This is a genomic window from Nocardioides sp. Root1257 (assembly GCF_001425175.1).
Taxonomy (GTDB): domain Bacteria; phylum Actinomycetota; class Actinomycetes; order Propionibacteriales; family Nocardioidaceae; genus Nocardioides.
The window spans coordinates 507,115-532,312 of the sequence record NZ_LMDV01000008.1; the positions used below are offsets into that span (position 1 = coordinate 507,115).

General features: G+C 72.1%; 26 protein-coding genes and 1 pseudogene. 11 read left to right on the forward strand and 16 right to left on the reverse strand.

Annotated elements, in window-relative coordinates; translation table 11 throughout:
- Positions 1 to 102: 102 nt before the first annotated feature.
- The gene (locus tag ASC77_RS10615; protein WP_056151974.1) at positions 103 to 1,119 is read left to right on the forward strand and encodes a DNA-directed RNA polymerase subunit alpha; all 1,017 of its coding nucleotides are present in this window, start codon (positions 103 to 105) and stop codon (positions 1,117 to 1,119) included.
- Between the two features lie 74 nt (positions 1,120 to 1,193).
- A pseudogene (rplQ, locus tag ASC77_RS27420) lies at positions 1,194 to 1,685 on the forward strand (50S ribosomal protein L17); the annotation flags it as partial.
- 351 nt (positions 1,686 to 2,036) lie between these two features.
- On the opposite strand, the gene ASC77_RS10625 reads toward rplQ, so the two are convergent.
- Positions 2,037 to 2,390: a GntR family transcriptional regulator gene (locus ASC77_RS10625; RefSeq protein ID WP_056151980.1), complete on the reverse strand. Its 354-nt coding sequence runs from the start codon at positions 2,388 to 2,390 to the stop codon at positions 2,037 to 2,039.
- Positions 2,391 to 2,412: 22 nt separating this feature from the next.
- Between ASC77_RS10625 and ASC77_RS10630 the strand changes: the two genes are divergently transcribed.
- Positions 2,413 to 3,291 carry a PfkB family carbohydrate kinase gene (locus ASC77_RS10630; RefSeq protein WP_082574627.1) on the forward strand — a complete coding sequence of 293 codons (879 nt, stop codon included), beginning with the start codon at positions 2,413 to 2,415 and terminating at the stop codon, positions 3,289 to 3,291.
- Here ASC77_RS10630 and ASC77_RS10635 read toward each other — a convergent pair.
- Positions 3,288 to 4,967 (reverse strand): FAD-dependent oxidoreductase, encoded by a 1,680-nt coding sequence (locus tag ASC77_RS10635; protein ID WP_235547577.1) that lies wholly within the window; start codon positions 4,965 to 4,967, stop codon positions 3,288 to 3,290. The two genes, ASC77_RS10630 and ASC77_RS10635, sit on opposite strands and share 4 nt — an antisense overlap.
- 39 nt (positions 4,968 to 5,006) lie before the next feature.
- Here ASC77_RS10635 and truA point away from each other — a divergent pair, with 39 nt between their 5' ends.
- The 3 genes from truA to ASC77_RS10650 are packed head-to-tail and all read left to right on the forward strand — an operon-like array spanning position 5,007 to position 7,137.
- A complete protein-coding gene (gene truA, locus ASC77_RS10640) occupies positions 5,007 to 5,807 on the forward strand; it encodes a tRNA pseudouridine(38-40) synthase TruA (protein WP_235547579.1) in 801 nt (266 codons plus the stop codon).
- Positions 5,800 to 6,402 (forward strand): class I SAM-dependent methyltransferase, encoded by a 603-nt coding sequence (locus tag ASC77_RS10645; protein WP_056151989.1) that lies wholly within the window; start codon positions 5,800 to 5,802, stop codon positions 6,400 to 6,402. Before truA ends, ASC77_RS10645 begins: the two co-directional genes overlap by 8 nt.
- A gap of 15 nt (positions 6,403 to 6,417) precedes the next feature.
- On the forward strand, positions 6,418 to 7,137 hold the full coding sequence (locus ASC77_RS10650) for a hypothetical protein (protein ID WP_056151992.1): 720 nt from the start codon (positions 6,418 to 6,420) through the stop codon (positions 7,135 to 7,137).
- Here the strand turns inward: ASC77_RS10650 and ASC77_RS10655 are convergent.
- From ASC77_RS10655 to ASC77_RS10680, 6 genes are read right to left on the reverse strand one after another with little or no spacing between them, the layout of a single operon-like run.
- Positions 7,134 to 7,814: a maleylpyruvate isomerase family mycothiol-dependent enzyme gene (locus ASC77_RS10655; protein ID WP_156391026.1), complete on the reverse strand. Its 681-nt coding sequence runs from the start codon at positions 7,812 to 7,814 to the stop codon at positions 7,134 to 7,136. The two genes, ASC77_RS10650 and ASC77_RS10655, sit on opposite strands and share 4 nt — an antisense overlap.
- Before the next feature lie 38 nt (positions 7,815 to 7,852).
- Complete coding sequence (locus ASC77_RS10660) at positions 7,853 to 9,208, reverse strand: ABC transporter substrate-binding protein (RefSeq protein ID WP_056151998.1); 1,356 nt, start codon at positions 9,206 to 9,208, stop codon at positions 7,853 to 7,855.
- Positions 9,105 to 10,241 carry a branched-chain amino acid ABC transporter permease gene (locus ASC77_RS10665; protein WP_200944950.1) on the reverse strand — a complete coding sequence of 379 codons (1,137 nt, stop codon included), beginning with the start codon at positions 10,239 to 10,241 and terminating at the stop codon, positions 9,105 to 9,107. The genes ASC77_RS10660 and ASC77_RS10665 overlap by 104 nt, the downstream gene beginning before the upstream one ends.
- 2 nt (positions 10,242 to 10,243) lie before the next feature.
- Entirely contained in the window at positions 10,244 to 11,122 is an 879-nt protein-coding gene (locus ASC77_RS10670; protein ID WP_056152000.1) for a branched-chain amino acid ABC transporter permease, read from the reverse strand.
- Positions 11,123 to 11,154: 32 nt separating this feature from the next.
- Positions 11,155 to 11,859 (reverse strand): ABC transporter ATP-binding protein, encoded by a 705-nt coding sequence (locus tag ASC77_RS10675; RefSeq protein WP_056152004.1) that lies wholly within the window; start codon positions 11,857 to 11,859, stop codon positions 11,155 to 11,157.
- Entirely contained in the window at positions 11,852 to 12,631 is a 780-nt protein-coding gene (locus ASC77_RS10680; protein ID WP_056152007.1) for an ABC transporter ATP-binding protein, read from the reverse strand. Before ASC77_RS10680 ends, ASC77_RS10675 begins: the two co-directional genes overlap by 8 nt.
- A 160-nt stretch (positions 12,632 to 12,791) precedes the next feature.
- Here ASC77_RS10680 and ASC77_RS10685 point away from each other — a divergent pair, with 160 nt between their 5' ends.
- Complete coding sequence (locus tag ASC77_RS10685) at positions 12,792 to 13,997, forward strand: PucR family transcriptional regulator (protein ID WP_056152008.1); 1,206 nt, start codon at positions 12,792 to 12,794, stop codon at positions 13,995 to 13,997.
- A 98-nt stretch (positions 13,998 to 14,095) separates the two neighbouring features.
- On the opposite strand, the gene ASC77_RS10690 is transcribed toward ASC77_RS10685, so the two are convergent.
- From ASC77_RS10690 to ASC77_RS10725, 8 genes are read right to left on the reverse strand one after another with little or no spacing between them, the layout of a single operon-like run.
- Complete coding sequence (locus ASC77_RS10690; RefSeq protein ID WP_056152011.1) at positions 14,096 to 15,034, reverse strand: alpha/beta hydrolase; 939 nt, start codon at positions 15,032 to 15,034, stop codon at positions 14,096 to 14,098.
- Between the two features lie 20 nt (positions 15,035 to 15,054).
- Complete coding sequence (locus tag ASC77_RS10695) at positions 15,055 to 16,206, reverse strand: acyl-CoA dehydrogenase family protein (RefSeq protein WP_056152013.1); 1,152 nt, start codon at positions 16,204 to 16,206, stop codon at positions 15,055 to 15,057.
- A gap of 10 nt (positions 16,207 to 16,216) precedes the next feature.
- Positions 16,217 to 17,257 (reverse strand): acyl-CoA dehydrogenase family protein, encoded by a 1,041-nt coding sequence (locus ASC77_RS10700; protein ID WP_056152016.1) that lies wholly within the window; start codon positions 17,255 to 17,257, stop codon positions 16,217 to 16,219.
- Positions 17,254 to 18,432, reverse strand: a complete 1,179-nt coding sequence (locus ASC77_RS10705; RefSeq protein ID WP_056152019.1) for an acyl-CoA dehydrogenase family protein — start codon at positions 18,430 to 18,432, stop codon at positions 17,254 to 17,256. Before ASC77_RS10705 ends, ASC77_RS10700 begins: the two co-directional genes overlap by 4 nt.
- Positions 18,425 to 19,666: an acyl-CoA dehydrogenase family protein gene (locus ASC77_RS10710; RefSeq protein WP_056152022.1), complete on the reverse strand. Its 1,242-nt coding sequence runs from the start codon at positions 19,664 to 19,666 to the stop codon at positions 18,425 to 18,427. Before ASC77_RS10710 ends, ASC77_RS10705 begins: the two co-directional genes overlap by 8 nt.
- 5 nt (positions 19,667 to 19,671) lie before the next feature.
- Positions 19,672 to 20,712, reverse strand: a complete 1,041-nt coding sequence (locus ASC77_RS10715; RefSeq protein WP_056152024.1) for a phosphotransferase family protein — start codon at positions 20,710 to 20,712, stop codon at positions 19,672 to 19,674.
- On the reverse strand, positions 20,709 to 21,509 hold the full coding sequence (locus ASC77_RS10720; RefSeq protein WP_056152027.1) for an SDR family NAD(P)-dependent oxidoreductase: 801 nt from the start codon (positions 21,507 to 21,509) through the stop codon (positions 20,709 to 20,711). The genes ASC77_RS10715 and ASC77_RS10720 overlap by 4 nt, the downstream gene beginning before the upstream one ends.
- A complete protein-coding gene (locus ASC77_RS10725; RefSeq protein WP_056152030.1) occupies positions 21,509 to 22,261 on the reverse strand; it encodes an SDR family oxidoreductase in 753 nt (250 codons plus the stop codon). The genes ASC77_RS10720 and ASC77_RS10725 overlap by 1 nt, the downstream gene beginning before the upstream one ends.
- A gap of 41 nt (positions 22,262 to 22,302) precedes the next feature.
- On the opposite strand from ASC77_RS10725, the gene ASC77_RS10730 reads away from it, so the two are divergent.
- The 4 genes from ASC77_RS10730 (at position 22,303) to ASC77_RS10745 (ending at position 25,198) form a co-directional block, all read left to right on the forward strand.
- Entirely contained in the window at positions 22,303 to 22,902 is a 600-nt protein-coding gene (locus ASC77_RS10730) for a TetR/AcrR family transcriptional regulator (protein WP_056152033.1), read from the forward strand.
- Positions 22,903 to 22,982: 80 nt separating this feature from the next.
- Positions 22,983 to 24,023, forward strand: a complete 1,041-nt coding sequence (gene mgrA / locus ASC77_RS10735) for an L-glyceraldehyde 3-phosphate reductase (RefSeq protein WP_056152035.1) — start codon at positions 22,983 to 22,985, stop codon at positions 24,021 to 24,023.
- 52 nt (positions 24,024 to 24,075) lie between these two features.
- Positions 24,076 to 24,741: a GntR family transcriptional regulator gene (locus ASC77_RS10740; RefSeq protein WP_056152038.1), complete on the forward strand. Its 666-nt coding sequence runs from the start codon at positions 24,076 to 24,078 to the stop codon at positions 24,739 to 24,741.
- Positions 24,742 to 24,751: 10 nt separating this feature from the next.
- On the forward strand, positions 24,752 to 25,198 hold the full coding sequence (locus ASC77_RS10745; protein ID WP_056152043.1) for a hypothetical protein: 447 nt from the start codon (positions 24,752 to 24,754) through the stop codon (positions 25,196 to 25,198).

The following is a 25,198-nucleotide window of genomic DNA, read 5'->3' on the forward strand; positions in this document are numbered from 1 at the left end:
CCTCCTGTCCCGCTTCGCGGTGGGGCAGGGGCCAACCATCCTTCCGTCACCAGCACATTCGGACCTGTCAAATAGCGGGTAGGTCCGGAAAGGAAAGAACCAGTGCTCATCGCACAGCGCCCCACCCTGTCGGAAGAGTCCGTCGACGAGTTCCGCTCGCGGTTCGTGATCGAACCGCTGGAGCCCGGCTTCGGCTACACGCTCGGCAACTCGCTGCGTCGTACGCTCCTCAGCTCCATCCCGGGTGCGTCCGTCACCAGCATCAAGGTCGACACCGTCCTTCACGAGTTCTCGACCATCGAGGGCGTCAAGGAAGACGTCACCGAGATCATCCTCAACCTGAAGGGCCTGGTCGTCTCCTCGGAGCACGACGAGCCCGTCACCATGTACCTGCGCAAGTCGGGTGCTGGCGACGTCACCGCCGCTGACATCGCGCCGCCGGCCGGTGTCGAGGTGCACAACCCCGACCTCAAGATCGCCACGCTGTCCGACAAGGGCAAGCTGGAGATGGAGCTGGTCGTGGAGCGTGGCCGTGGCTACGTGTCCGCCGTCCAGAACAAGGGCGCGGACAACGAGATCGGCCGGATGCCGGTCGACTCGATCTACAGCCCGGTCATGAAGGTGACCTACAAGGTCGAGGCGACCCGTGTCGAGCAGCGCACCGACTTCGACAAGCTCGTCATCGACGTCGAGACCAAGCCGTCGATCCGTCCCCGCGACGCGATCGCCTCGGCCGGCAAGACCCTGGTCGAGCTGTTCGGTCTGGCCCGTGAGCTGAACGTCGAGGCCGAGGGCATCGACATCGGCCCGTCGCCCGTCGACGAGCAGCTGGCTGCCGACCTCGCCCTCCCGGTCGAGGACCTGCAGCTGACCGTCCGCTCCTACAACTGCCTCAAGCGCGAGGGCATCCACACCGTGGGTGAGCTCATCAGCCGCTCGGAGCAGGACCTGCTCGACATCCGCAACTTCGGCGCGAAGTCGATCGACGAGGTCAAGGCCAAGCTGGTCGAGATGGGCCTGTCCCTCAAGGACAGCGCGCCCGGCTTCGACCCGCACGCCGCCCTCGCGGCGTACGGCGACGACGACGACGACGCCTTCGTCGAGGACGAGCAGTACTAAATCCCAAACCGACCGCCATCGCGGCGGTCGTCTACCCCGGTACCTGACACGGCCGGAGAGAAACGAGAGAAGCAATGCCCAAGCCCACCAAGGGTGCCCGCCTCGGCGGTAGCGCCGCTCACCAGCGCCTGATCCTGTCCAACCTCTCGACGCAGCTGTTCGAGCACGGCCGGATCACGACGACCGAGTCGCGGGCCCGTGCCCTGCGCCCGGTCGCCGAGAAGCTGATCACCAAGGCGAAGAAGGGCGACCTGCACAACCGTCGCGAGGTCCTCAAGACCATCCGCGACAAGTCGGTCGTCCACGTGCTCTTCACGGAGATCGCGCCCACCTTCGCCGAGCGTCCGGGTGGCTACACCCGGATCACCAAGATCGGTCCGCGCAAGGGCGACAACGCCCCCATGGCGGTCATCGAGCTGGTGACCGAGGCCTACAAGCCGAAGCCGGCTGCCCAGGCCAAGAAGGCTGCTCCGGCCGCCGCGCCGGTCGAGGAGGCTCCTGTCGAGGAGACCACCGAGGCCGCTGCCGAGGAGGAGACCGTCGTCGAGGTCGAGGGCGTCGAGGCTGACGTCTTCGAGGAGACCGAGGGTGGCGCGTCCGGCAAGTACGCCGGCTCCAGCGTGCCTCTCGAGGACGCCAGCGTTGCCCCCGAGGGATTCCCGATCAAGGGCAACGAGGACTCGAAGAAGTACCACACGCCGGACGGCCAGTGGTTCGAGCAGACCGTTGCCGAGGTCTGGTTCGACACCGAGGAGTCCGCGGTCGCCGCGGGCTTCACCAAGGCCGGCGAGTAACACCAGGCACACCGTCGAAGGCCCGTCACCTGTTCAGGTGGCGGGCCTTCGTCGTTCCTCGCGTGGGTTGTCGTTGCGCGCACTTGCGTGGCAACGGCGTGCGGGCGGGGGCGCTGCGGCGGGCTACCAGCCGCGCTCGACCAGGTGGACGGCCTCGGCGAGCGTGAGGCCGAGGCGACGCGCGTCGGCGACGTACGCCGCGGCCGCGGCCGCGGCGTCGGTGGAGCTGCCGGCGGCGGTGGCGGACACGAACGTGCCGCGCCGGCCCTCGGTGACGATGACGCCGTCGGCCTCCAGGGCGCGGTAGGCCTTCGCGACCGTGTTGACCGCGAGCCCGAGCTCGGCCGCGAGCGCCCGGACGGTCGGCAGCCGGGTGCCGGCAGGGAGGTCGCCACCGGCCGCCCTCGTCGCGATCTGCACGCGCAGCTGCTCGAAGGGCGGGTCGGTCGACGTGGGGTCCAGCGGGTGCACCTGCATGTCCGCATGGTAGAGACGGGGCATGGATCGTGACGTGCTCGTCGTGGGCGAGGCTCTGGTGGACGTCGTGCACGCCGCGGACGGGTCGTCGCGGGAGTACGCCGGCGGCAGTGCCGCCAACGTGGCCGTGGCGCTGGCCCGGTTGGGCCGCCCCGTGCGGTTCGTGACGGCGTGGGCCGACGACGCTCGAGGTGGCGTGCTGGCCGGACACCTCGCCGGCGCCGGCGTCTCCCTCGCGAGCGACCCCCAGGTGCTCGAGCGGACCGCGACCGCCGCTGCGACGATCGGGGCGGACGGTTCCGCGTCGTACGTCTTCGACCTGGACTGGCGCCTCGGGGCGGTGGAGGTGGGCGACCCGGTCGCCGTGCACGTCTGCTCGATCGGGGCGGTGCTGGAGCCGGGCGCCGGACAGGTGCTGGAGCTGGTGACCGGGCTGCGCGGGACGGCGACGATCAGCTACGACATCAACGCCCGTCCCGCGATCACCGGCACCGGGCCCGACCTGATCGCCCGGGTCGAGCGGATGGTGGCGGTCGCCGACCTGGTCAAGGCCTCCGACGAGGACCTGACCAACCTCTATCCGGACCTCGAGCTCGCCGAGGCGGCTGCCCACCTGCTCACGCTCGGACCTGCAGCGGTCGTCGTGACCCGGGGCGGCGACGGCGCCACCTGGGTGAGCACCCGCGGGACGGTCGAGGTCGCCTCGCTGCCGGTGCAGGTCGCCGACACGATCGGCGCCGGCGACACCTTCGGCGCGGCCGTCCTGGACGCGCTGTGGGACCGTCGGGTCGCCGACCTGTCGGCGGACGAGGTCGAGAGCATCCTCGCCCACGCGGCCCGCGCCGCGGCCGTGACGGTCTCGCGGCCGGGTGCAGACCCGCCGTACCGCTCGGAGCTCTAAACGGTCTGCTCGTCCTGGGCGGGCGCCAGCCACGCGTGGACGAGCGGCACGACGGACGCGCCCTCGCCGCTCGCGGAGGCGACCCGCTTCATCGAGCCCGAGCGGATGTCACCGGCGGCGAAGACGCCGGGCACCGTGGTCGCGAGTGGCGGCGGGGGCAGGCCGTCGACCCAGGCGTGCTGGGGCACGTCGCGACCGGTGAGCACGAAGCCCCGCTCGTCGCGGGCCACCTCGCCGGGCAGCCAGTCGCACTGCGGCTCGGCGCCCAGCAGCAGGAAGAGGCCGTACGCCGGGACCCGGTCGCGCTCGCCGGTGCGGACGTCCTCGAGGCAGAGCCACTCGAGCCGGCCGTCGCCGCCGCCGTCGACGACCTGGCAGCAGGTGCGGACCGAGATGCGGGAGTTGTACTCGATCTCGCCGATCAGGTACGCCGACATCGTCTCGGCCAGGTCGGGACGACGGACGAGGATCGTGACCGACCGGGCGAAGCGGGCCAGGTGGACCGCGGCCTGGCCGGCGGAGTTGCCGCCCCCGACCACGAAGACGTCCTGGTCCTCCATCTCGCGCGCAGCCGTCATCGCGGCGCCGTAGTAGACGCCCATCCCGACGAGCTCTTCGATCGGGTCGACCCGGAGCTTGCGGTAGGCGACGCCGCTGGTGATCACGACCGAGCGGGCCCGGACCTCTCCGCTCTCGGTGCAGAGCACGTGCGGGTCGCCCTCGCGGCCCAGCCGCAGCTCGTCGACGACCTGGCCGGTGAAGAAGCGGGTGCCGAAGCGCAGCGCCTGGTTGCGGGCGCGCTGGGCCAGCCGCATGCCGGAGATGCCGCGCGGGAAGCCGAGGTAGTTGCGGATCATCGAGCTGGTGCCGGCCTGGCCGCCGATCGCCTCGGCCTCCAGCAGCACCGTGTTGAGCCCCTCCGACGACGCGTAGACCGCGGCGGCGAGACCGGCCGGGCCACCGCCGACCACCGCGACGTCGACGACGTGGTCGAGGTCGATCTCGGTGGGCGCGCCGTACATCGTGATCGCGACGTCGCGGACGGACGTGGCGACGATCGTGCCGCGGCTCGGTGCGTAGACGAGCGGGTAGCCGACCTCGCCGTCGTAGAGGGCGAGCACGTGCCGCCCGGCGTCGCTGTCGGGCGGGTAGACCCCGCTGGGCATGCCCATCCGGTCGAGGAAGTCACGGATCGCGAGGGTCAGCCCGTCGCGGGTGGGGGAGATGATCTTGATCGACACGATCTCCGGGTCGGGCACCGTGGAGCCCCAGTCGGAGAGCAGGTCGGTGACGGCGTTGTGGAACTCCTCGTCGCGGACGCCGCGCGGCATCAGCAGGTAGGCGTCGAACTTGCCCTTGGCCATCCCAGGACGCAGCGCCGCCGCGTCGGTGATGAAGCGGTCCCAGTGGGCGGCGACGAGGCGGCGCGCGGTCGGCACCTTCTCCCGCAGCTTGTGGAAGGCCATGTGCACGTCGGCGTCGGGCAGGACCGACTCGGTCACGAACATCGCGACCGTGCCACCGCCGTCGAGGATGTCGCGGGTCGTCGTCAGCGCCTCGCGGAGCGAGGCGGCGCTGCGGACGTCGTACTCGTGGGTGTAGCGGGCGAAACCCGCCCGCATGTCGTCGGGGTGCTCCTCGGAGATCAGCACGATGGCCGGCATCGGAGTGCTCACATGAGAAGCCTAGAGAGCAGCGCAATAGGATTGCCCATCGTGCGCATCCGTCTCGACCTCGCCTACGACGGCACGGACTTCCACGGCTGGGCGACCCAGCCGCGGCTGCGCACCGTGCAGGGCGAGCTGGAGGCGGCCCTCGCGACGATCCTGCGGGTCGACCCGGTGGCCGTCGTCTGCGCCGGACGCACCGACGCGGGGGTCCACGCACGCGGCCAGGTCGTGCACCTCGACGTCGACGAGGCGCCCGACCTCGAGCGGCTGGTACGCCGGCTCAACGGCGTCCTGGCGCCCGACGTACGGGTGCAGCGGGCGGTCGAGGCGCCGGCCGGATTCGACGCCCGCTTCGGGGCGCTGCGCCGGCGCTACGCGTACCGGATCGCCGACACCCCGGCCGCGGTCGACCCGCTGAGCCGCCGCGCGGTGCTCGCGTGGCCGCGTCCGCTCGACCTGGACGCCATGAACGCCGCCGCGGCGCTGCTCGTCGGCCGCCAGGACTTCGCGTCCTTCTGCAAGCAGCGCGAGGGTGCCACCACGATCCGCACGCTGGAGGAGCTGTCCTGGGTGCGCGACGAGGCGGGGGTCGCGGTCGGCACGGTCGTGGCCGACGCGTTCTGCCACAGCATGGTGCGCGCGCTGGTGGGCTGCCTGATCGCCGTCGGCGAGGGCCGCCAGCCCGTCGCCTGGGCCGGCGAGATCCTCCGCGCCGAGAGCCGCAACCCGGCCGTCGCGGTCGTCCACGCGCACGGCCTCACGCTCGAGGAGGTCGTCTACCCGGCCGATGACGAGCTCGGTGCGCGCGCCGAGCAGACCCGGGCGAAGCGGGTGGCCGATGCCTGAGGAGCACTACTTCAGCGCCGACCCGTCGGTGCCGTTCACGCGGGAGTCCTTCACCTGTGAGGTGTGGGGGCACGAGCTGACGCTGGTCAGTGGGGCGGGCGTCTTCAGCCGCGGACACCTCGACCACGCGACGGCGATCCTCTTCCGCGAGGTCGAGCCGCCGGCGCAGGGTCGCTTCCTCGACCTCGGCTGCGGGTACGGCGTGATCGGGCTGGCGATCGCCGCCGCCGTCCCCCTCGCGACGGTCACGGCCGTCGACGTCAACGACCGCGCGATCGCGCTGGCCAACGAGAACGCCCGCACGCTGGGGGTCCACGGCCGCTTCGTCGCGTGCCGCCCCGAGCAGGTGCCGGGCGCTGACGTGTACGACGAGATCTGGTCGAACCCGCCCATCCGGATCGGCAAGGACGCCCTGCACGAGCTCCTTCTCACCTGGCTGCCCCGGCTCGCGCCGGGTGGACGGGCGGTCATGGTCGTCGGGAAGAACCTGGGTGCCGACTCGCTGCAGCGCTGGCTGGGGGAGCAGGGCTTCCCGACCGAGCGGCTCGCCAGCGCCAAGGGATTCCGAGTCCTGGATACGCGCCGGGCCGACTGAGGCTACGTTTCCGCCATGAGTGTGGAGGCGATCGCGGCGCCGACCCGGACGCCCCCGGCGCCCCTGCGGGGCCTCGCGTTCTGCGGCATCGCGTGGGCGCTGCTCCTCTCCTGCGTCGCGCTGCTCGCGACCGGGCTGCTCGTCGGCGAGCGGGTCTCGACGTACGACGCGCTGCAGCGGGCGGTCGCCCGCGGGGACGTGCACTCGGTCGTGGTCACCGGTGGCATGTCGGAGGCCTTCCGCGGGCGCCAGAGCGTCACCGTGCACTGGCAGGAGGGCGCCGTCCACCACCAGGCGCCGCTCGTCGAGCAGCACCCGCTGCGGTGGACGGTGACGCGCCAGGGCCTGCCCGTCGTCTTCAGCGTCGAGCGAGACCTCGCGTGGCTCGATCGGGGCGTCTCGATCGAGCGACGACCGCACGAGTACCCGGACTACAACGAGGTCTACGGCTGGCGCCTGCCGAGCTGGACCTCGGTCGCCACGCTGGTCGTCGGTCTCGGCGGCGTGCTGCTCCTCATCGCCGGTCCCCAGCCGCGTCGGGCGACCCGCTGGGCGTGGTTCTGGATGATGGCGGCGGCACCGCCGCTGGGTTTCGTCGCCTTCTTGGCACTGGGCAGCTCGCTGTCGCCGCGACCCCGGCCTGACCTGGGACGTCGCCTGACCGGTGGCCGAGCCTTCCTGCTGTCGGTCCTCGTCGGCGGCGCGCTCAGCGCGCTCGCGACGGCGATCCTCTAGGGCACGATCGGCAGCGAGAGGAGCGCAGCGGACGCGGGGTCGGGGCACTCCTGCCGGTGCCAGAGCATCAGCAGCAGGTCGGCTGCGGGCGCCTGGAGCTCGACGACGGGCTCGGCCGCGCCGATGACCACGGGCATGGCCTGCGGGAGGTCGGTGGGGACGAGGCGCAGGGTGGCGGGGATCGGCTCCGTGCGACCGAGACGCACCTGGCGGGGGTAGAACTCGGTCGCGACCTCGTGCACGCCGTCCCAGGCCAGGTCGGGCGTGACCTCCCACTCGTCCACCCAGCCGCCGGCCTCGAGGAGGTCGCGGGTGTGCATCCGGGTCTCGTGGGTCTGCCGGCGCAGCCACCAGCCGGCCGTGGCCTCGGTGCCGAACGTCCACGCCGGACCGGCCGGTCCGGCCGCGGCGAGCGCGTCGCGGAGCGAACCCGCGTGCCCGGCATACCACCCGACGAGCTCGGCGGGGTCCGCCGGTGCCGGCTCCGGCTGGCCGTCGGCGTTGCCGAAGACCACGGCGTGCCACGCCCACTGGTGCACGCCGCCCAGGTGGTCGACGAGGTCGGCCACGGTCCAGCCGGGGCAGGAGGGCACGGGGTCCGTCGCCTCGGAGTCCTCGAGGACGTCCGCGAAGGTCGACATCGCCGCTGCCAGCAGGTGCTCCCAATCGTCCGTCACGACGGGAATTGTTCCAGCCGTGACGGACGACCCGGGAGTCAGCCCACGGGGTCGACGTCCGGGATGCCGCTCTCCGGCGGCGCGTCGTCGGCCTGGCCGGAGTCGTCCTCGGCGATCTCGGCGTCGCCGACGTCGGTCGTGAGGACCTTGGTGAGCGGCTCGCCCTTGCCGTTCTGGAGCTTCACCAGCTCCATCCCGGAGATGCCGAGGTGGCTGTCCTCGCTGTAGCGGTACGGGGCGAGGTTGGGACCCTCGAGCGAGGAGCCCACCTGCTCCAGGGCATCGACGAGGCCCTCGCGGGTCAGGTCCTCACCGGCGGCCTGCAGGGCCTGGACGAACGTGTAGGCCCAGGACATCCCGTAGATCCGGTAGTTGGTGAGCTCGCCCTGACCGCCGTTCTGGTCCCAGACCTTCTGCCACAGCTGCACCCACGGGTTGTCGGGGGCGTCCATGCCGGGGATGTACTCCGACGACATCACGCCGTTCAGGGCGGAGGCGTCGCCGGGGACGGCGCCCTCGGAGAACTTCTCGAGCAGCGAGCCGACCAGCGCCGGGTCCGAGCCGACGTTGGAGACGTACCACTGCGGCTTGAAGCCGAGCGTGAGCGACGTCAGCTGGGCGAGCGCGGTGTACGACGGGGTCGTGAACGCCAGCACGATGTCGGGCTTCTTCGCCTGGAGCGCGGCGATCTGCGGGCCGACATCGGTGTTGCCGGAGGTGTAGCGCTGCACGTCGACGACCTGGTCGTCGACGAACTGGCGCACGCCCTTCTCGGCGTCCTCGCCGAAGTCGTCGTCCTGCAGGAAGAGACCGACCTTGGCGTCGGGCATGTTGTCGGCGACGTACTGCCCGATGACCTTGCCCTCGATCTCGTAGTCGGGCTGCCAGCCGAAGGTCATCGGCCGGGACTCGGGGTCGTCGCCCCAGCCGAGGGAGCCGGACGAGACGAAGAGATCGGGCACCTCCTCGTCGTTGAGGAAGTCGACGACGGCGCTGTGGGTGGGGGTCCCGAGCGAGCCGACGGTCGCGAACACCTGGTCCTTGAGCACCAGCTCGTTGGTGAGGCTGCTGGTCTTGGTCGGGTCGTAGCCGTCGTCCTTGACGGTGAAGTCGATCGTGCGGCCGTTGACGCCGCCGGCGGCGTTGACGAAGTCGAAGTACGCCTTCGCCCCCGTCGGTATCTCGCTGTAGCCGGGGGCGGCGACGCCGGTCAGCGGGAAGGTGCCGCCGATCGCGATGGAGTCGTCCGTGACGCCGACGGTGGTCCCACCCCCGCCGTCGCCGTCGTCGTCACTGCGGCCGCCGGCGCCGCAGGCGGCGACCAGGACCAACGAGGTGAGGACGCCGGTCGTGCCGACCAACCTCCTGCGCCGCTGCCTGCGCTGAGTGTTCATGTGGGTTCTCCCTTCGAGGTGGTCCTGCGCGGCCGGTGCCACGCGGGGCGGAGACTGCCGACAGGCCGGCGGGGGCGAGGAGGATGACGGCGACCAGCACCAGGCCGTAGATCAGCGGTGCGAGCTCGGCCGCCCGGATGTCGTCGAGCCCGGCGGAGACGCCGGCGTCGGTGACCACCTGCGGCAGGAACGTCAGCAGCGCGGCGCCGAGCAGGGCGCCGGTCAGGCTGCCGAGGCCACCCAGGACCACGGCGGTCAGTAGGGTGAGGCTCAACGTCAGCGAGTAGCCGCTGGGGGCGGCGAGGCGCACGGACAGCGCCATCACGAACCCGGCGGCCCCGGCCGCGGCGGCGCTCACCACGAACGCGGACACGCGGGCCCGGCCGAGCGAGATGCCGGCGACCTCGGCCGCGACCTCGTCGTCGCGGACGGCACGCCACCGCCGGCCGACCCGACCGCGCGAGAGATGGGCGAGCCCGAGGTAGGCGACGACGAGAGTGCCCCACCCCAGGAACGCGACGTACTTGCTCGGAGTGAGGTCCTGGCCGGTGACGAAGTACGCCGCGTCGAGCACCCAGCCCGGTGCGTCCGGTACCCGCACCCGGAGCCCCTGCTCGCCGCCGAGCGTGTCGCCGAAGTAGAGAGCGATGCCGGGCACGGCGACGGCCAGCGCCAGCGTCGCGCCGGCGAGATAGGGGCCGTGCAGCCGCGCGGCCGCCACGCCGATGGCGGCGCCCACGACGAGGGTGACGACGGTCGCGACGACCAGGACGCCGAGGAGCGGCAGCATCGGCTCGTCATCCTGGAGCAGGAGGGCGGTGGTGTAGGCGCCGACGGCCATCAGGGCACCGTGGCCCAGGGAGATCTGGCCGTTGAGGCCCGTCAGCACCGTCAGGCCGCCGGCGGCGATGCCGAGGTAGGCCATCTGGGTGAGCTGCACCGAGCGGAAGTCGTCGACGGCAGTCAGCACCAGGACGATCACGACCACGCCGAGGGCGGCGAGGACGACGGGCTGCACCAGGATGCGCCGCACGGTCACACCCGCCGTTCGCGGGCCTGGGAGAACAGGCCTTGCGGTCGCAGCAGCAGGACCGCCATCAGGATCGCCAGTGCCGCGAGGGCGACCAGCTGGGACCCGACGTACCCGGAGACCAGGCTCAGCGAGAGGCCGAGCAGCAGGCCGCCGACGACGGCTCCAGCGGGGCTGTCGAGGCCGCCGAGCACGGCAGCCACGAAGCCGTAGACGACGACGGCGTCCATGTAGCCGGGGTGCACGAGGCTGCCGCCCGCGATCAGCAGGCCGGCCAGCGAGCCGACCAGGGACGCGAGGGCCCAGCCGAGCGTCAGCATCCGTCCGACGCGTACGCCGAGCAGCCGGGCGACCTCCTGGTTGAACGCGGCCGCGCGCATCCGCAGGCCGAGGTCGGTGAAGCGGAAGAGCAGCACCAGCAGGCCCATCACGGCCAGCACCGCGAGGATCGTGAAGATGTCGAAGCCGGTGAGGGCGATCGTCGTGTCGCCGACCTCGAGCCCGCGGATGCCGAACGCGGCCGGGAACGAGCGGTAGCGGTTGCCGAAGACCACCGAGGCCAGGGCGTGCAGCACGATGAAGAGACCGAGCGTCAGGATCACGGCGTTGATCTCCGCCTTGCCCTCGACCGGCCGGATCAGCACGCGTTCGACGACGGCCCCCAGGACGAGCCCGGCCACCAGGGCGGCCGCGAAGGCGAGCCAGTACGAGTGGCCAGCCTCGATGATCTGGAGCGCGATGAAGGTCGTCACCATCGCCATCGGCGCCTGGGCGAAGTTGACGATCCTGGTGGATCGCCAGATCAGCACCAGCGCCAGGGCGAAGGCCGCGTAGACCATCCCGATCGTCAGGCCTCCCAGGACCGTGTTGACGAACTGCTGCACGTCGTTCGACTCCTCTGTCGGGGACCGGCGGGTCAGAAGCCCAGGTAGGCGTGGCGGAGCTGGTCGTCCTCGGCCAGCACGTCGGCGCGCTCGTCGACGACGACCCGGCCGAGGCTGAGCACGACGCCGCGATGGGCGATGGACAGTGCGCTGCGGGCGTTCTGCTCGACCAGGAGCACCGTGAGGCCCTGGTCGACGACGAGGGACTGCACGAGCTCGAAGAGCTGCGCCACGATCCGCGGAGCGAGGCCCAGGGACGGCTCGTCGAGCAGCAGCACGGTGGGCTCGGCCATCAGGGCACGTCCCAGCACGAGCATCTGCCGCTCGCCGCCGGAGAGCACGTGGGCGAGCGCCGAGCGGCGGTCGGCGAGCGCCGGGAACAGGGCGTAGACCCGCTCGAGGTCCTCCGAGCGGACCCGGCCGCCTCGACCCAGGCCGCCGAGGCGGAGGTTCTCGTCCACGGTCAGCTCGGTGATCACGCCGCGGCCCTCGGGCACGTGCGCGATGCCGAGGCCGGGCATCAGCTCCGGCGCGGTGCGGGTGAGCTCGCGGCCGTCGTACGTCGCGCTGCCGCCCTGGGCGCGCACCAGCCCCGTGATGGTGCGCAGCAGCGTGGTCTTGCCGGCGCCGTTGGCGCCGAGCACGGCGGTGACCTCGCCGGTCGCGGCCGTGAAGGTGACGTCGCTCAGGGCGCGCACCGCGCCGTACGACGTGGAGAGGTCGCGGACCTCAAGCATCGGTGACCGCCTCGCCGAGGTAGGCGGACTGCACAGCGGGATCGTCACGCACCTCCGCCGGGGTGCCGGTCGCGATCACCCGGCCGAAGTCGAGGACGACCAGGTCGTCGCAGACCGACATGACCAGGTCCATGTGGTGCTCGACCAGCATCACGGCCATCCGGTCGGTGAGCCCGCGCAGCAGGGACCCGAGGTCGGACATCTCGGCGTCCGAGAGCCCGCTCGCCGGCTCGTCGAGGAGCAGCAGCTCGGGCTCGGCCACGAGTGCCCGGGCCAGCGCGACCTTCTTGCGCACGGCGTACGGCAGGCTCGCGGGGTAGCGGTCGGCGTACGACGCGACGCCCAGCTCATCGAGCACGGCCCGCGCCCGGTCGCGGAGCCGGGCCTCGTCGCGGGTCGCCCGGGGCAGGGAGAGCAGGTCGGACCAGAAGCCGGAACGCGCGTCCCGGTCGGCCCCGACCAGCACGTTGTCCAGCACCGTCATCCGGTCGAAGAGGCCGAGCCCCTGCAGGGTGCGCGAGATGCCCAGCCCGGCCAGGTCGTGGGGCCGGAGCCGAGGCAGCTCCTGCCCGCGCCAGGAGAGCGAGCCGGAGTCGGGGCGCACGAACCCGCACGCGACGTTGAAGAGGGTGGTCTTGCCGGCGCCGTTGGGGCCGATGACGCCGAGCACCTCGTGCGGTCGGGCCTCGAGCGAGACTCCCGACAGTGCGGTGAGCCCACCGAAGGTGACGGTGATGTCCTGCATCGCGAGGCCGGGACGTGCTCCGCTCATCGGCGTACCTCCCTCACCACCACCCGGATGTGACGGGCACCACCTTGGTCGGAGCGCACAGGTTGCGCATTGGGCGTCGGGCACAGCGCCTGTCGGGCGGAGCGCCCCGGAGTGGCCCGGGTGGTGGCGCGTTTTGTGCTCCGAGTGCGAAGGTGCCTGCATGCGTCCGTTCTCCGGGGAGGTGACGCCTGCCCTCGATGCCCAGGTGGCCGAGGCCTGGATGTCCGTCCTCGGGCAGTCCGACGCGATCGCCGACGACATCTGTCTCTCGTTGCTGGACAAGGACCCGGAGGTCTACGAGCGGACCGGCCCGGAGTTCCAGGCCGACGTCCGCTCGAGCACCCGCGACCACATCCGGCGCGGGATCGAGGCGATGGCGGGCGTCGAGAACGCCACCCACGGCACCACGGAGCTGTGGCGGCAGACCGGGCGTCGCCGCGCGGGGCAGGGCATCCCGATGGAGATGGTGCTCAACGCCTACACGCTGGGCACCCGGGTGCTGTGGGAGGCGCTTCTCACCCAGGGCGCGCGCGACAACGTCGACGAGCAGGTGCTCCTGGTGGCCGGCCAGCAGGTCTGGTCGGCGCTCGACGTCCAGAACGCCGTGTTCATCGAGGCCTACCGCCGCGAGAGCGTGCGGCTGCACCGCCGTGACCTCCAGCGCCAGCAGAGCATCCTCGACGCGCTGGTCGAGGGACGTGGTGCCGACCCGGGCTTCGCGGCCGACGCGCGCGAGGTGCTCGGCATCGGCCCCGAGATGACGGTCGCCTGCGTCGTCGCGCCGTACGACGGGTCGCTCGAGGAACCGCTGATCGCGCCGACCGACCCCCTCGAGCGGCTCGGCATCGTGTCCCACTGGCACGTGCGCGGCGGTCTCTACTTCGGCCTGCTCGCCGGCGACCTGGCTCGCGACGCCGAGCTCGCGGACCTGCTGTCCCCGCTCGCGACCGGCCGGGTCGCGGTGGCCTCGGCACCCGACGGCGTGGCCGGGTTCGCGACCGCCTTCCAGCTCGCCGCACGTGCGACCGACACCGCACCGCCAGGAGAGCCGTCCGTCGTGGCGGTCAGCCGGCGCCTGCCCGAGGTGCTGCTCGCCGGGAGCCCCGAGGTGGCCGCGCTGCTCGTGCGCGAGACGGTCGCCCCGATCCTGGCCCAGCCGCCGCACGTCGCCGACACGCTCCGCCAGACCCTGGCGGCGCTGCTCGAGCACGACGGCTCGGCCAAGCACGCCGCGGAGGCGCTCTACTGCCATCGCAACACCGTGATCTACCGCGCCAAGCAGATCGAGGAGCTCACCGGCCGCTCGCTCTCGGACCCGCGCGACAAGCTGCTGCTCAGCCTGGGGCTGCTCGCTGCGGGGCGGTGACGACGGTGGTCGGGCCGGCGTGTTCGTAGGTCCAGCCCGATCTGTCACCAGCTCGTGCAAGAGAAACCAGGTGATCGGTGGCCGCGGCCGCCGATCACTCAGCCGTGCAGCACGGTCCTGAAGAGCGCGCACGTCTCGTCGAGCGCGGCCTGGGCAGCGGGGGAGTGCCGGCCCATGTCGGCGAATCCGTGGACCATGCCCTCGAAGGTGCGCACCTCGACGGGGACGCCCGCCGCTGACAGCGCTGCGGCGTACGCGAGGCCGTCGTCGCGGAGCGGGTCGTACTCGGCGACGACGAGCACGGCGGGCGCGAGGCCGGCGAGGTCGCCGTGCAGGGGCGCGAGGCGTGGGTCGGTGACGTCGACCTCGGGGAGGTGGCCGACGTACTGCTGGTCGAACCAGGCCATCGTGTCGAGGTCGAGGAAGTAGCCGGTGCCGTTCTCCTCGTGGGAGGGGTAGCTGCCGCGGCGGTCGGTGACGGGGTAGATGAGCAGCTGGCCGGCGAGCTCGACGCCCTCGTCGCGCATCACGTGGGCGACGACGGCGGAGAGGTTGCCGCCCGCGCTGTCCCCGGCGACGGCCAGGCGTCCGTCTCCGCCGAGCGACTCCAGCCTCGACGACGCCCAGCGAGTCGCGGCGATTGCGTCCTCGACGCCCGCCGGCCACGGGTCCTCCGGCGCGAGCCGGTAGTCGACGGAGACGACGACGGCGTTGCAGGCGTTGGCCAGCGTCCGCGCGGTCACGTCGTGCGTGTCCAGGTCGCCGATCACGAAGCCGCCGCCGTGCAGCATCACGATCGTCGGGAGCGGCCCCGGCACCAGCGGTCGGTAGACCCGGGCGGGCCGGGCGCCGTCACCGCCGGGCACGGTGATGTCCTCGACCGCGTCGACCTCGGGTACGGCGGAGGGGTCGCGCGTGTCGACGGTCAGCGCCCGGAAGCCGGCGCGGGCCGCCTCCGGCGTGCCCTCCGACATCGGGGGCAGCCCGGCGGACGCGAGGAAGTCGAGCAGGACCTGGATGTTCGGGTCGACGGGCACGTTGCTCCTTGGTCGATCGGTCAGACGAAGGCGTTGACGCCGGTCTCGGCGCGGCCGATGAGCAGCTTCTGGATCTGGCTGGTGCCTTCGTAGAGGGTCATCACCCGGGCGTCGCGGAGGTACTTCGCGGCGGGGTACTCGTCGACGTAGCCGGCGCCGCCGTAGACCTGGATCGCGTTGTTGGCGGCGCGTACGGCGGCCTCCGACGCGAACAGCTTGGCCTTCGACGCGGCCGTCCCGAACGGCTCTCCCCGGTCGATCAGGTCGGCGCAGCGCCAGACCAGCAGCCGCGCGGCGTCGGCGTCGACCGACATGTCGGAGATCAGCTCCTGCACGAGCTGGAAGCCGGCGAGCGGCTTGCCGAACTGCTTGCGGGTGGTGGCGTACTCGACCGCGCTCTCCAGGCAGCCCTGCACGATGCCGACGCAGCCGGACGCCACCGACACGCGACCCTTGTCGAGGGTCGTCATCGCGATCTTGAAGCCGCGGCCCTCCTCGCCGAGCAGGGCCGAGGCCGGCACCCGGACGTCGGAGAGGAAGAGCTCGGCCGTGGCCTGGCCTCGCAGGCCGAGCTTGCCCTTGATCTCGCGGGCCTCGAAGCCCGGGGTGTCGGTGGGGACCAGGAAGGCCGAGACGCCACGCGGTCCGTCGTCGCTGGTGCGCGCGAAGACCAGCGCCACGTCGGCCCAGGTGCCGTTGGTGATGAACAGCTTCTGGCCGTTCAGCACGTAGTCGCCGCCGTCCTTGCGGGCGCGCGACGTCAGGTTGCCGGCGTCGGAGCCGGTGTCGGGCTCGGTGAGACCGAAGCACCCGAGCTTGGTGCCGTTGGCGATCCCGGGCAACCACTCCTGCTTCTGCTCCTCGGTGCCGAAGCCCAGCACCGACTTGCCGAACAGCCCGTTGGAGACCGACACGATGCCGCGCAGCGCGGAGTCGGCGCGGCCGAGCTCCTCCATGCCCAGCACGTAGGTGAGGTAGTCGCCGCCGAGGCCGCCGTACTCCTCCGGGATGGTGAGTCCGAAGAAGCCGATCTCGGCCATCTTCGGGATGATGTCGAGGTCGACGGACTCGTCGCGGTCCCACTGCGTGCGGTGCGGGATCGCCTCGCGGTCGAGGAAGTCGCGGGCCAGGTCGCGGAAGGCCTGCTGCTCGTCGTTCAGGGTCAGGTCCATGGTCTCCCTCTCAGGCGGGGGCGGGCAGGTCGACGAGCACGGCCAGCGCGGCCCGGTGGGACTCGGCCGAGCCGAGCAGCAGCGCGTCGGCCTTGGCCCGCTTGAGGTGCAGGTGGGTGGGGTGCTCCCACGTCATGCCGAGGCCGCCGTGGAGCTGCACCGCCTCCTCGGCGGCGTGCACCGCGACCTCGCTGCAGTACGCCGCCGCGACGTGCACGGCCACGGGCGCGTCGGGGTCGCCGGTCGCGAGCGTCGCCGCGGCGTAGCGGGCTGCGGCGTCGGCCTGCTCGACCTCGGCGTACAGGTCGGCGAGCCGGTGCTTGAGCGCCTGGAAGCCGCCGACGATGCGTCCGAACTGGCGGCGCTCCTTGAGGTAGGCGATCGTCGTCTCCAACGACCAGCGGGCCACGCCGACCTGCTCCGCGGCGAGGAGCCCGGCGCCCATCAGCAGCGCCGCCTCGACAGCGGCGGCAGCGTCGTCCGACACCAGGGTGCGCTCGGCCCCGTCGAGGTCCACGTCGGCGAGCGGCCGGGTCATGTCGAGCGACGAGACCGGCGTGACCTTCGCGCCCCGGACGGCGTACAGCGCGTCGCCCTCGGGCACCAGGAGCACGTCCGCGGGCAGGCCCACGGCCGGACCGACCAGCAACGCGGCGGTCTGCTCGCCCGACGCCAGTGCCGGCAGGATCTCGGTGTCGCCCAGAGAATCACCCAGCGCGACCAGAACCGTGGTGGCAACGACCGCGGACGTGAGGAACGGCGACGGCGCGGCGGCCCGGCCGAGCTCCTCCAGCACGGCGGCCGCCTCGCGGGCCGTGGCGCCGGCGCCGCCGAGGGACTCGGGCACGAGCAGGCCCGGCAGGCCGAGCTCGGTGAAGGCCGACCAGAGTGGCGCGGTGACGTCGTCGGTGCCGTCGTACAGCTGGTTGAGGCGGTCGGACGGGGCGTGCTTGTCCAGCGCCTTGCGCACCGAGGCGCGCAGGTCGGTCTCGACGTCGTCGGCCAGCAGGCTGACGTCGGCTGGCCCCGAGGTCGAGCGGAGGGTGGTCATCGGGGGAGGTCCTTCCAGGGCACGTCCTTGTCGACGCGGTGCTCGGTGGGCAGGCCGAGGATGCGCTCGGCGACCACGTTGCGCAGCACCTCCGACGTTCCTCCCTCGATCGAGTTGCCCTTGGCGCGCAGGTAGCGGTAGCCCGCGTCCTTGCCGAAGAAGTCGACCCGGGTGGGCCGGCGCATCTCCCAGCTCTCGTAGCGGAGCCCGTCGTCGGCGAGCAGGTCGACCTCGAGGGCCGAGAGCTGCTGGTTGATCCGGGCGAACGACAGCTTCATCGCCGATCCCTCGGGGCCGGGTACTCCGGCCGCCATCTTCTGGCGCAGCCGGGTCGCGGTGATGCGGGCGACCTCGGTGTCGATCCAGCCGCGCAGTAGGCGCTCGTGGGTCTCCGGGGTGCGCAGCTCGGGCCGCTCGCGCCAGGTCTTGGCGACGTTCATGACCATGCCGAACTCGCGCGGGAAGGCGCCGCCGCCGATCGCGACCCGCTCGTTGGAGAGCGTGGCGTTCGCGACCTTCCAGCCCTCCCCGACCTCGCCGAGCCGGTCGGAGTCGGGGATCCGGGCGTCGGTCAGGAAGACCTCGTTGAACTCGGCCTCGCCGGTGATCTGGCGCAGCGGCCGCACCTCGACGCCCGGGTCGTGCATGTCGAGGATGAAGTACGAGAGGCCGGCGTGCTTGGGCTGGTCGGGGTCGGTGCGCACGATCATGATCGCCCGGTCGGCGATGTGGGCGGACGACGTCCACACCTTCTGGCCGTTGACGATCCACGTGTCGCCGTCGAGGACGGCGCGCGAGGACAGGCCGGCGAGGTCGGAGCCCGCGCCCGGCTCCGAGAAGAGCTGGCACCAGACCTCCTCGCCGCACCACAGCGGCCGGAGGTAGCGCTGCTTCTGCTCGTCCGTCCCGAAGGCGAGGATCGTGGGCGCGGCCATGCCGAGACCGATGCCGATCTTGCGAGGGTCGTTGTCGGGTGCGCCCGCGGCGTACAGCGCCTTCTCGACGATCGGCTGCATCCCGCGCGGCAGCCCGAGGCCGCCGAGACCCTCGGGGAAGTGCACCCACGCCAGGCCGGCGTCGAAGCGCGCGTGCAGGAAGTCGAGCCGGTCGGTCGACCCGGGTGGGTGGTCCGCGAGGAGCTGCTCGACCCGCTCCCTCAGCTGTGCGTCATCCATGCGTCGCGGTCTCCGTCGTGTGTCGCGCGATCTCGGTCTTGGCGAGGGAGTTCTTGTGCACCTCGTCCGGCCCGTCGGCGAACCGCAGGGTGCGGATGCCGGCGTACGCCGAGGCGAGCGGGAAGTCCTGCGACAGGCCGCCGGCGCCGTGCGTCTGGATGGCCTTGTCGAGGATCCACTGGACGGTCTGCGGGGTGGCGATCTTGATCGCCTGGATCTCGGTGTGGGCGCCGCGGTTGCCGACCGTGTCCATCAGCCAGGCGGTCTTGAGCACCAGCAGCCGCAGCTGCTCGATGCGCACCCGGGACTCCGCGATCCAGTCGCGGACCACGCCCTGGTTGGCGAGCGGGCGGCCGAACGCGACCCGCGAGGCCGCGCGCTGGCACATCAGCTCGATCGCGGCCTCGGCCACGCCGATCGCGCGCATGCAGTGGTGGATGCGGCCAGGACCCAGGCGGGCCTGGGCGATCGCGAAGCCGGCGCCCTCCTCGCCGATCAGGTTGGTGACCGGGACGCGCACGTCGGTGAACCGCAGCTCGGCGTGACCGCCGTGCTCGTGGTCGTCGTAGCCGAAGACCTCCATCCCGCGGACCACCTCGAGGCCGGGGGTGTCCCGCGGCACCAGGATCTGGCTCTGCTGACGGTGCCGGGAGGCCGAGGGGTCCGTCTTGCCCATCACGATCATGATCTCGGCGCGCGGGTTCATCGCGCCGGTGATCCACCACTTGCGGCCGTTGAGGACGTACTCGTCGCCGTCGCGCTCGATCCGCGTCTCGATGTTGGTCGCGTCGGAGGAGGCGACGTCCGGCTCGGTCATGGCGAACGACGAGCGGATCTCGGCGGCGAGCAGCGGCGTGAGCCAGCGCTCCTTCTGCTCCGGGGTGCCGAAGAGGGAGAGCACCTCCATGTTGCCGGTGTCGGGCGCCGAGCAGTTGAGGACGGCGGGGGCGAGGTGCCCGGCGCGTCCGGTCAGCTCGGCGAGCGGGGCGTACTGGAGGTTCGTCAGCCCGGGGCTGTCGGCGTGCTCCTTCGGGAGGAAGAGGTTCCAGAGCCCGAGCTCGCGGGCCTCGGCCTGGAGCTCCTTGAGCACGGGCGTCTCCGACCACGCCCAGCGGTCGTCGCCGGCGGCGAGCTGGTCGTGGAAGATCGGCTCGGAGGGCACGATCCGCTCGGCCATGAAGGTCGAGAGCTTGTCGTGCAGCTCGGTGGTCGTGTCGTCGAGACCGAAGTCCATGTGTCTCAATCCCTTTCGAGTGCGGCGAGGCCGGCCTGGATCAGGGGGTCGAAGCCCGCGCCGATCTGGTCGAAGCCCTCGCCGACGGTCTGGCCCTGCAGGAAGCGGAAGTTGATGCCCTCGAGGATCACCGCGAGCTTGAAGTAGGCGAGCCCGAGGTGGAAGCCCATGTCGCCGAGGTCGCGGCCGACGGTGGCTGCGTAGCGGGTCAGCAGCTCGTCGGTGCCCGGGTAGCCCGGTGCAGTGCTCACGTCGGAGACGAGGCCGGCCGACGGCAACGAGGCGAGCCGGTCGTAGACGAGCATCAACGCCACGTCGGTGCGGGTGTCGCCGAGCGTGGCCATCTCCCAGTCGACGACCGCCTTGATCTCGTCGTCGGCGCCGGTGAGCACGTTGTCGAGCCGGTAGTCGCCGTGCACGATGCCGACGTACTGCTGGGCGTCGGCGTCGTCGCCGGCCGGCACCCGCGCGGTGAGGCGACGGTGCAGCTCCTCGGCGTCCGGGTGCTCGCGGGTCTTCGAGCCCTCGAGCTGCTTGCCCCAGCGGCGCACCTGCCGCTCGAGGAAGCCGTCCGGCCGGCCGAACTCCGCCAGTCCGACCTCGGCGGGGTCGACGCGGTGCAGGGTGGCCAGCACGTCGATGAGGCGACCGCCGATGGCCGCGGTGCGCTCGGGGCCGAGGGCGGCGAGCTGCTTCGCGCGCCGGTACGCCGTGCCGTCGACCCGCTCCATCACGTAGAACGGAGCGCCGAGCACGTCGGGGTCGTCGCAGTGGGCGTACGTCGTGGGCACCGGGACCTCGGTCGGGACGAGCGCGCTCATGGCCGTGTACTCGCGGCCCATGTCGTGGGCCGTCGCCTGCACGTGACCGAGCGGTGGCCGGCGCACGATCCACCACGACGTGCCGTCGGTGACCTCGTAGGTCAGGTTGGAGCGACCGCCTGCGATCACCTGCGCACTCAGGTCTCCGGCGATCTCGCCGGGGCGCTGGTCGTCGTACCAGCGGCGGAAGACGGCGAGGTCCAGGCCCGGGGTGTCCTCGGTCATTCGAGCGCTCCTGCCTGGTCGACCTTCTGCTGGAGCCGTCGCATGCCGGCCAGCCAGCGGTCGGTGTCGGAGGCCCGGGCGGCGTAGTAGCCCGCGACCTCGGGGTGGGGGAGGACCAGGAACCGACCCTCGGCGATCGCGGCGACCGCCGCCTCGGCGACCGCCTCGGGCGGGAGCGCGCTGTCGCGGGAGAGCAGTGCCTGCAGGGGTCCTGCGTCCTCGAGCATCTTGGTCTGCACGCCCTGCGGGCAGATGGCGTGCACGTCGACGCCGCGTGCGCCGTACGTCACCGAGAGCCACTCGGCGAAGCCGACGGCGGCGTGCTTGGTCACGGAGTACGGCGCGCTGCCGATCATCGTGAGCAGCCCGGCCGCCGAGGCGGTGACGACGAACCGCCCGCCGAGGCCGTCCTCGAGCCACCGCGGGACCAGCTCGCGGGCGGCGCGCACGTGGGCCATCACGTTGACGTCCATGACGCGGTCCCAGACGTCGTCGGGGGTCTGCAGGCTGTCGGGGCCCCCGGCGCCGTCGATGCCCGCGTTGGCGAAGAAGACGTCGATGCGGCCCAGGGCCTCGGTCGCGGTGTCGATGACCGCACGGACGCCGTCTGCGGACGAGACGTCGCCCGGCACGGCCGTGCCGCCGACCTCGGCGGCGACCGCCTCGGCGTTGCCCGCGTCGAGGTCGTTGACGACGACGCGGGCGCCCTCGGCGGCCATCCGGACGGCGAGCGCGCGGCCGATGCCGCGGCCGGCGCCGGTGACGACGACGCCCTTGCCCTCGAGCTGGTCGGCCATCAGTGGCCGCCGGCCAGCGTGACGCCGCCGTCGAGGGTGATGGTCTGCCCGGTCACCCAGGACGCGTCGTCGGAGAGCAGGTAGGCGACCGCGCCGGCGACGTCCTCGACGACGCCGAGGCGCTTGAGCGGGTAGAGCGCGGCGACCTCGTCCTCGCGGCCCTCGAAGAGCGGCCCGGCGAAGGCGGTCTTCACGATCGCCGGGGCCACGGCGTTGACGCGGACCGTCGGCCCGAGCTCGACGGCCAGCGACTCGGTCAGACTGATGAGCATCGCCTTCGACGCGCCGTACATCGCGATGCCGGGGGCGGGCTTCACGCCGGAGACCGACGAGATGTTGACGACCGACCCGCCGTGCTCGCCCATCCAGGCGCGGTGGGCCTCCTGCACCCAGGCGAGCGCGCCGAGCGCGTTGACCTCCACGATCTTGCGGGCGGTGCCGAGGTCGAGGTCGACCAGGCTGGTGAGCACCGGGTTGATGCCGGCGTTGTTGACGAGCAGGTCGAGGCTGCCGAACGCCTCGATCGTGCGGCGTACGGCGTCGGCGCGGTGGTCCGGGTCGTCGGCCTTGCCGGCGACGGCGATCGCGCGGTCCGGGCCGCCGAGCGTGGCCACCGCCTCCTCGAGCGCCTCGGGCTTGCGCGCCGTCAGGCACACCCGCGCTCCCTCGTCGACCAGGCGCTGGGCGATGCCCAGCCCGATCCCGCGGCTGGCTCCGGTCACGATCGCGACCTTGCCGTCGAGTCCCTGCACACGTCCTCCTCGGTTGCCGATGAACTAAGCGCTTGCTTACCATGCCTGTCGTGAGCGAGTCCAGCCCGTCGCCCGATGCCCGGACCCGGCTGGCGCGCGCCGCGGTGGAGGCGTTCTCCACCCGCGGCTTCCACGGCACGACCACCCGCGACATCTCGACGGCGGCGGGGATGAGCCCGGCGGCGCTCTACGTGCACCACCGGTCGAAGGAGGAGCTGCTCTTCGAGCTCGCGCACGTCGGCCACCTGCGGGTCCTCGAGATGGTGCGGGCCTCGGTCGCGACCTCCGACGACCCGGTCGAGCAGCTCGGTACTCTGGTCGAGGACTTCGTCCGCGACCACGCCCTGGTCCACACGGGCGCGCGCGTCATCAACTACGAGCTGGCGGCGCTCAGCGCGGAGCACCTGGCCGAGGTCGTGGCCATCCGGCACGACATCGACGAGGTGGTCCGCGACGTCATCGACCGCGGGGTCGGCGCCGGGGTCTTCGTCACCCCCGACCCCCACATGACCGCGCTTGCCGTGCTGTCCCTCGGCATCGACGTGGCCCGGTGGTTCCGCGACGAGGGCCGGTGGTCGCCCGACGAGGTCGCCGTCCACTACCGGCTCCTGGCGCTGCGGATGGTCGGAGCGGTCGGGTAGTCCCTGACGTTTCGGTCCTCTGGTCACGCTTCCAGGGACCGAATCGTCAGGGACTACCCCGACGCTGGCAGGATCGACCCATGAGCTACGAGGCTGCCGAGAACCGTTACGACCCGTCGACCGGGATGCGCTACCGCCACACCGGCCGCAGCGGGCTCCAGCTGCCCGTGATCTCGCTGGGGCTGTGGCAGAACTTCGGCACCGACCGGCCCGAGGAGACCCAGCGCGCGATCCTGCGGCGGGCCTTCGACCGCGGCGTCACCCACTTCGACCTGGCCAACAACTACGGCCCGCCGTACGGCCGCGCGGAGGAGAACTTCGGGCGCTACCTCCGTGACGACTTCGCGGCCTACCGCGACGAGCTGGTCATCTCCACCAAGGCCGGCTACGACATGTGGCCGGGCCCGTACGGCCAGGGCGGCGGGTCGCGCAAGTACGTGCTCGCCTCGCTCGACCAGTCGCTCGGCCGGATGGGCCTCGACTACGTCGACATCTTCTACAGCCACCGCTTCGACCCGGACACGCCCGTCGAGGAGACGATGATGGCGCTGGACCAGGCGGTCCGCCAGGGCAAGGCGCTGTACGCCGGCATCTCGTCCTACTCGGCGGCGAAGACCAACGAGGCCGCGTCGATCGCGCGCGACCTCGGCACGCCGCTGCTGATCCACCAGCCGTCGTACTCGATGCTCAACCGCTGGATCGAGGAGGACCTGCTCGACGAGCTCGAGCAGCAGGGGATGGGCTGCATCGTCTTCACGCCGCTCGCCCAGGGCCTGCTCACCGATCGCTACCTCGACGGCATCCCCGCCGACTCGCGCGCCGCGCGCGAGGGCTCGTCGATCGGCGGCGACCACCTCGACGAGTCGACGCTGCGGCACGTGCGCCGTCTGAACGAGATCGCGGCCGGCCGCGGGCAGAAGCTCGCGCAGCTCGCGCTGCAGTGGGCTATCCGCGACCCGCGGGTGACCTCGGCGGTCATCGGGGCCTCCAGCGTCGAGCAGCTCGACGCCAACCTCGACGCCCTGACCTTCCCGGAGCTGACCGACGACGAGCTGCGGGCGATCGACGAGGACGCGGTCGAGGCCGGGATCAACCTCTGGGCGAAGTCCACCGAGGACTAGGGCACGGCTCCTTATCCGGCGCACCCTGACGCCTGACCTCTACCCTCGACCCATGAGCACGGTCGCCCACGAGCACGGAGCACTCCGCGAGAACCTCGTGGCCGCGCTGCGCGACGACATCGTGTCCGGCCGGCTGGCACCGGGGACGCCGCTGCGGACCGAGGTCGTCATGCAGCGGTTCGGCGTCTCGAACTCGCCGCTCCGCGAGGCCTTCGCGCAGCTGGCGTCCGAGGGGCTCGTGGTCGTGCAGCGCAACCGCGGCGCCACGGTCGCGCCGCTCGACCGCGCCCACGCCGCCGACGTCTTCCGGGTCAGCGGGATGCTGATGGAGCACGTCGTCCGCTGGGGCCTGCCCCGCTTCGTGCCGGCCGACGTGTCGGCCCTGCGCCGCATCGCCCTGGACGTCGACCTCGCCTACCGCAGCGGCGACCTCGTCACGGCGTTCGCGGACTCCGACCGGTTCGGCGAGATCCTGCTCGACCGCTGCGGCAGCCAGGAGCTCGCCCGCGCCGTACGCACCCTGCTGCCGCAGCTCCAGCGGCTGGTCCGGCTGATCGACCCGCTCGAGTTCCTCGCGCTCCAGCAGTCGCTCCAGTCCGCGGTCGTGGCGTCGGCCGAGGACCAGGACGCCGAGAGCGCCGTCGTCGCGGTCGGCTCGATCTGGCGGCAGGTCGAGCGGGCGGTCGACGCCCTGGGCGACGACGTGATCGCCTTCTGAGGGGACCGTCGTGACCGCCGTGGCGCCGCACCCCTCGGTCGTCGCGCTGCGCCGCCGGCAGCGAGCCGGCTCGATCAACCGGCGCGTCGGCTGGGTGCTGCTCCCCGTGATGGTGGCCGCGACCGCCGTGCACTACCTGTCCGGCGGCGGCTCGACCCTCGCAGGCGTCCTCGTGGCCCTGGTCGTCGGACTCAACACCACGCACCTGGGGCTCTCGGTCTACGTCTTCGGCCTCGTGCGTCCGCGCCGCACGCTCAAGGTCTTCCACATCTACTTCGGGTACGCGCTCGGCGTCGTCATCTGGGCGTCGCAGACCAACCTCGACAACGAGCCGCTGCACACCTACCTCACGGTCCTGATGTTCGCCGGGATCGCGGTGCACCTGCTGCTCGCCACGCGCTACGCGGCCCGTCGGCGGGTCGCGCAGCACGCGGCGAGCCCGTATTTCAGGGGCTGA

Coding starts and splice junctions, on each gene's coding strand:
- ASC77_RS10705 (WP_056152019.1), bottom strand. CDS start 18,432: ATGGATGACGCACAGCTGAGGGAGCGGGTCGAGCAGCTCCTCGCGGAC.
- ASC77_RS10650 (WP_056151992.1), top strand. CDS start 6,418: ATGAGTGTGGAGGCGATCGCGGCGCCGACCCGGACGCCCCCGGCGCCC.
- ASC77_RS10740 (WP_056152038.1), top strand. CDS start 24,076: ATGAGCACGGTCGCCCACGAGCACGGAGCACTCCGCGAGAACCTCGTG.
- ASC77_RS10645 (WP_056151989.1), top strand. CDS start 5,800: ATGCCTGAGGAGCACTACTTCAGCGCCGACCCGTCGGTGCCGTTCACG.
- ASC77_RS10695 (WP_056152013.1), bottom strand. CDS start 16,206: ATGGACCTGACCCTGAACGACGAGCAGCAGGCCTTCCGCGACCTGGCC.
- ASC77_RS10630 (WP_082574627.1), top strand. CDS start 2,413: ATGGATCGTGACGTGCTCGTCGTGGGCGAGGCTCTGGTGGACGTCGTG.
- ASC77_RS10730 (WP_056152033.1), top strand. CDS start 22,303: ATGCCTGTCGTGAGCGAGTCCAGCCCGTCGCCCGATGCCCGGACCCGG.
- mgrA (WP_056152035.1), top strand. CDS start 22,983: ATGAGCTACGAGGCTGCCGAGAACCGTTACGACCCGTCGACCGGGATG.
- ASC77_RS10660 (WP_056151998.1), bottom strand. CDS start 9,208: ATGAACACTCAGCGCAGGCAGCGGCGCAGGAGGTTGGTCGGCACGACC.
- ASC77_RS10685 (WP_056152008.1), top strand. CDS start 12,792: ATGCGTCCGTTCTCCGGGGAGGTGACGCCTGCCCTCGATGCCCAGGTG.
- ASC77_RS10675 (WP_056152004.1), bottom strand. CDS start 11,859: ATGCTTGAGGTCCGCGACCTCTCCACGTCGTACGGCGCGGTGCGCGCC.
- ASC77_RS10710 (WP_056152022.1), bottom strand. CDS start 19,666: ATGGACTTCGGTCTCGACGACACGACCACCGAGCTGCACGACAAGCTC.
- ASC77_RS10720 (WP_056152027.1), bottom strand. CDS start 21,509: ATGGCCGACCAGCTCGAGGGCAAGGGCGTCGTCGTCACCGGCGCCGGC.
- ASC77_RS10625 (WP_056151980.1), bottom strand. CDS start 2,390: ATGCAGGTGCACCCGCTGGACCCCACGTCGACCGACCCGCCCTTCGAG.
- ASC77_RS10700 (WP_056152016.1), bottom strand. CDS start 17,257: ATGACCACCCTCCGCTCGACCTCGGGGCCAGCCGACGTCAGCCTGCTG.
- ASC77_RS10680 (WP_056152007.1), bottom strand. CDS start 12,631: ATGAGCGGAGCACGTCCCGGCCTCGCGATGCAGGACATCACCGTCACC.
- ASC77_RS10715 (WP_056152024.1), bottom strand. CDS start 20,712: ATGACCGAGGACACCCCGGGCCTGGACCTCGCCGTCTTCCGCCGCTGG.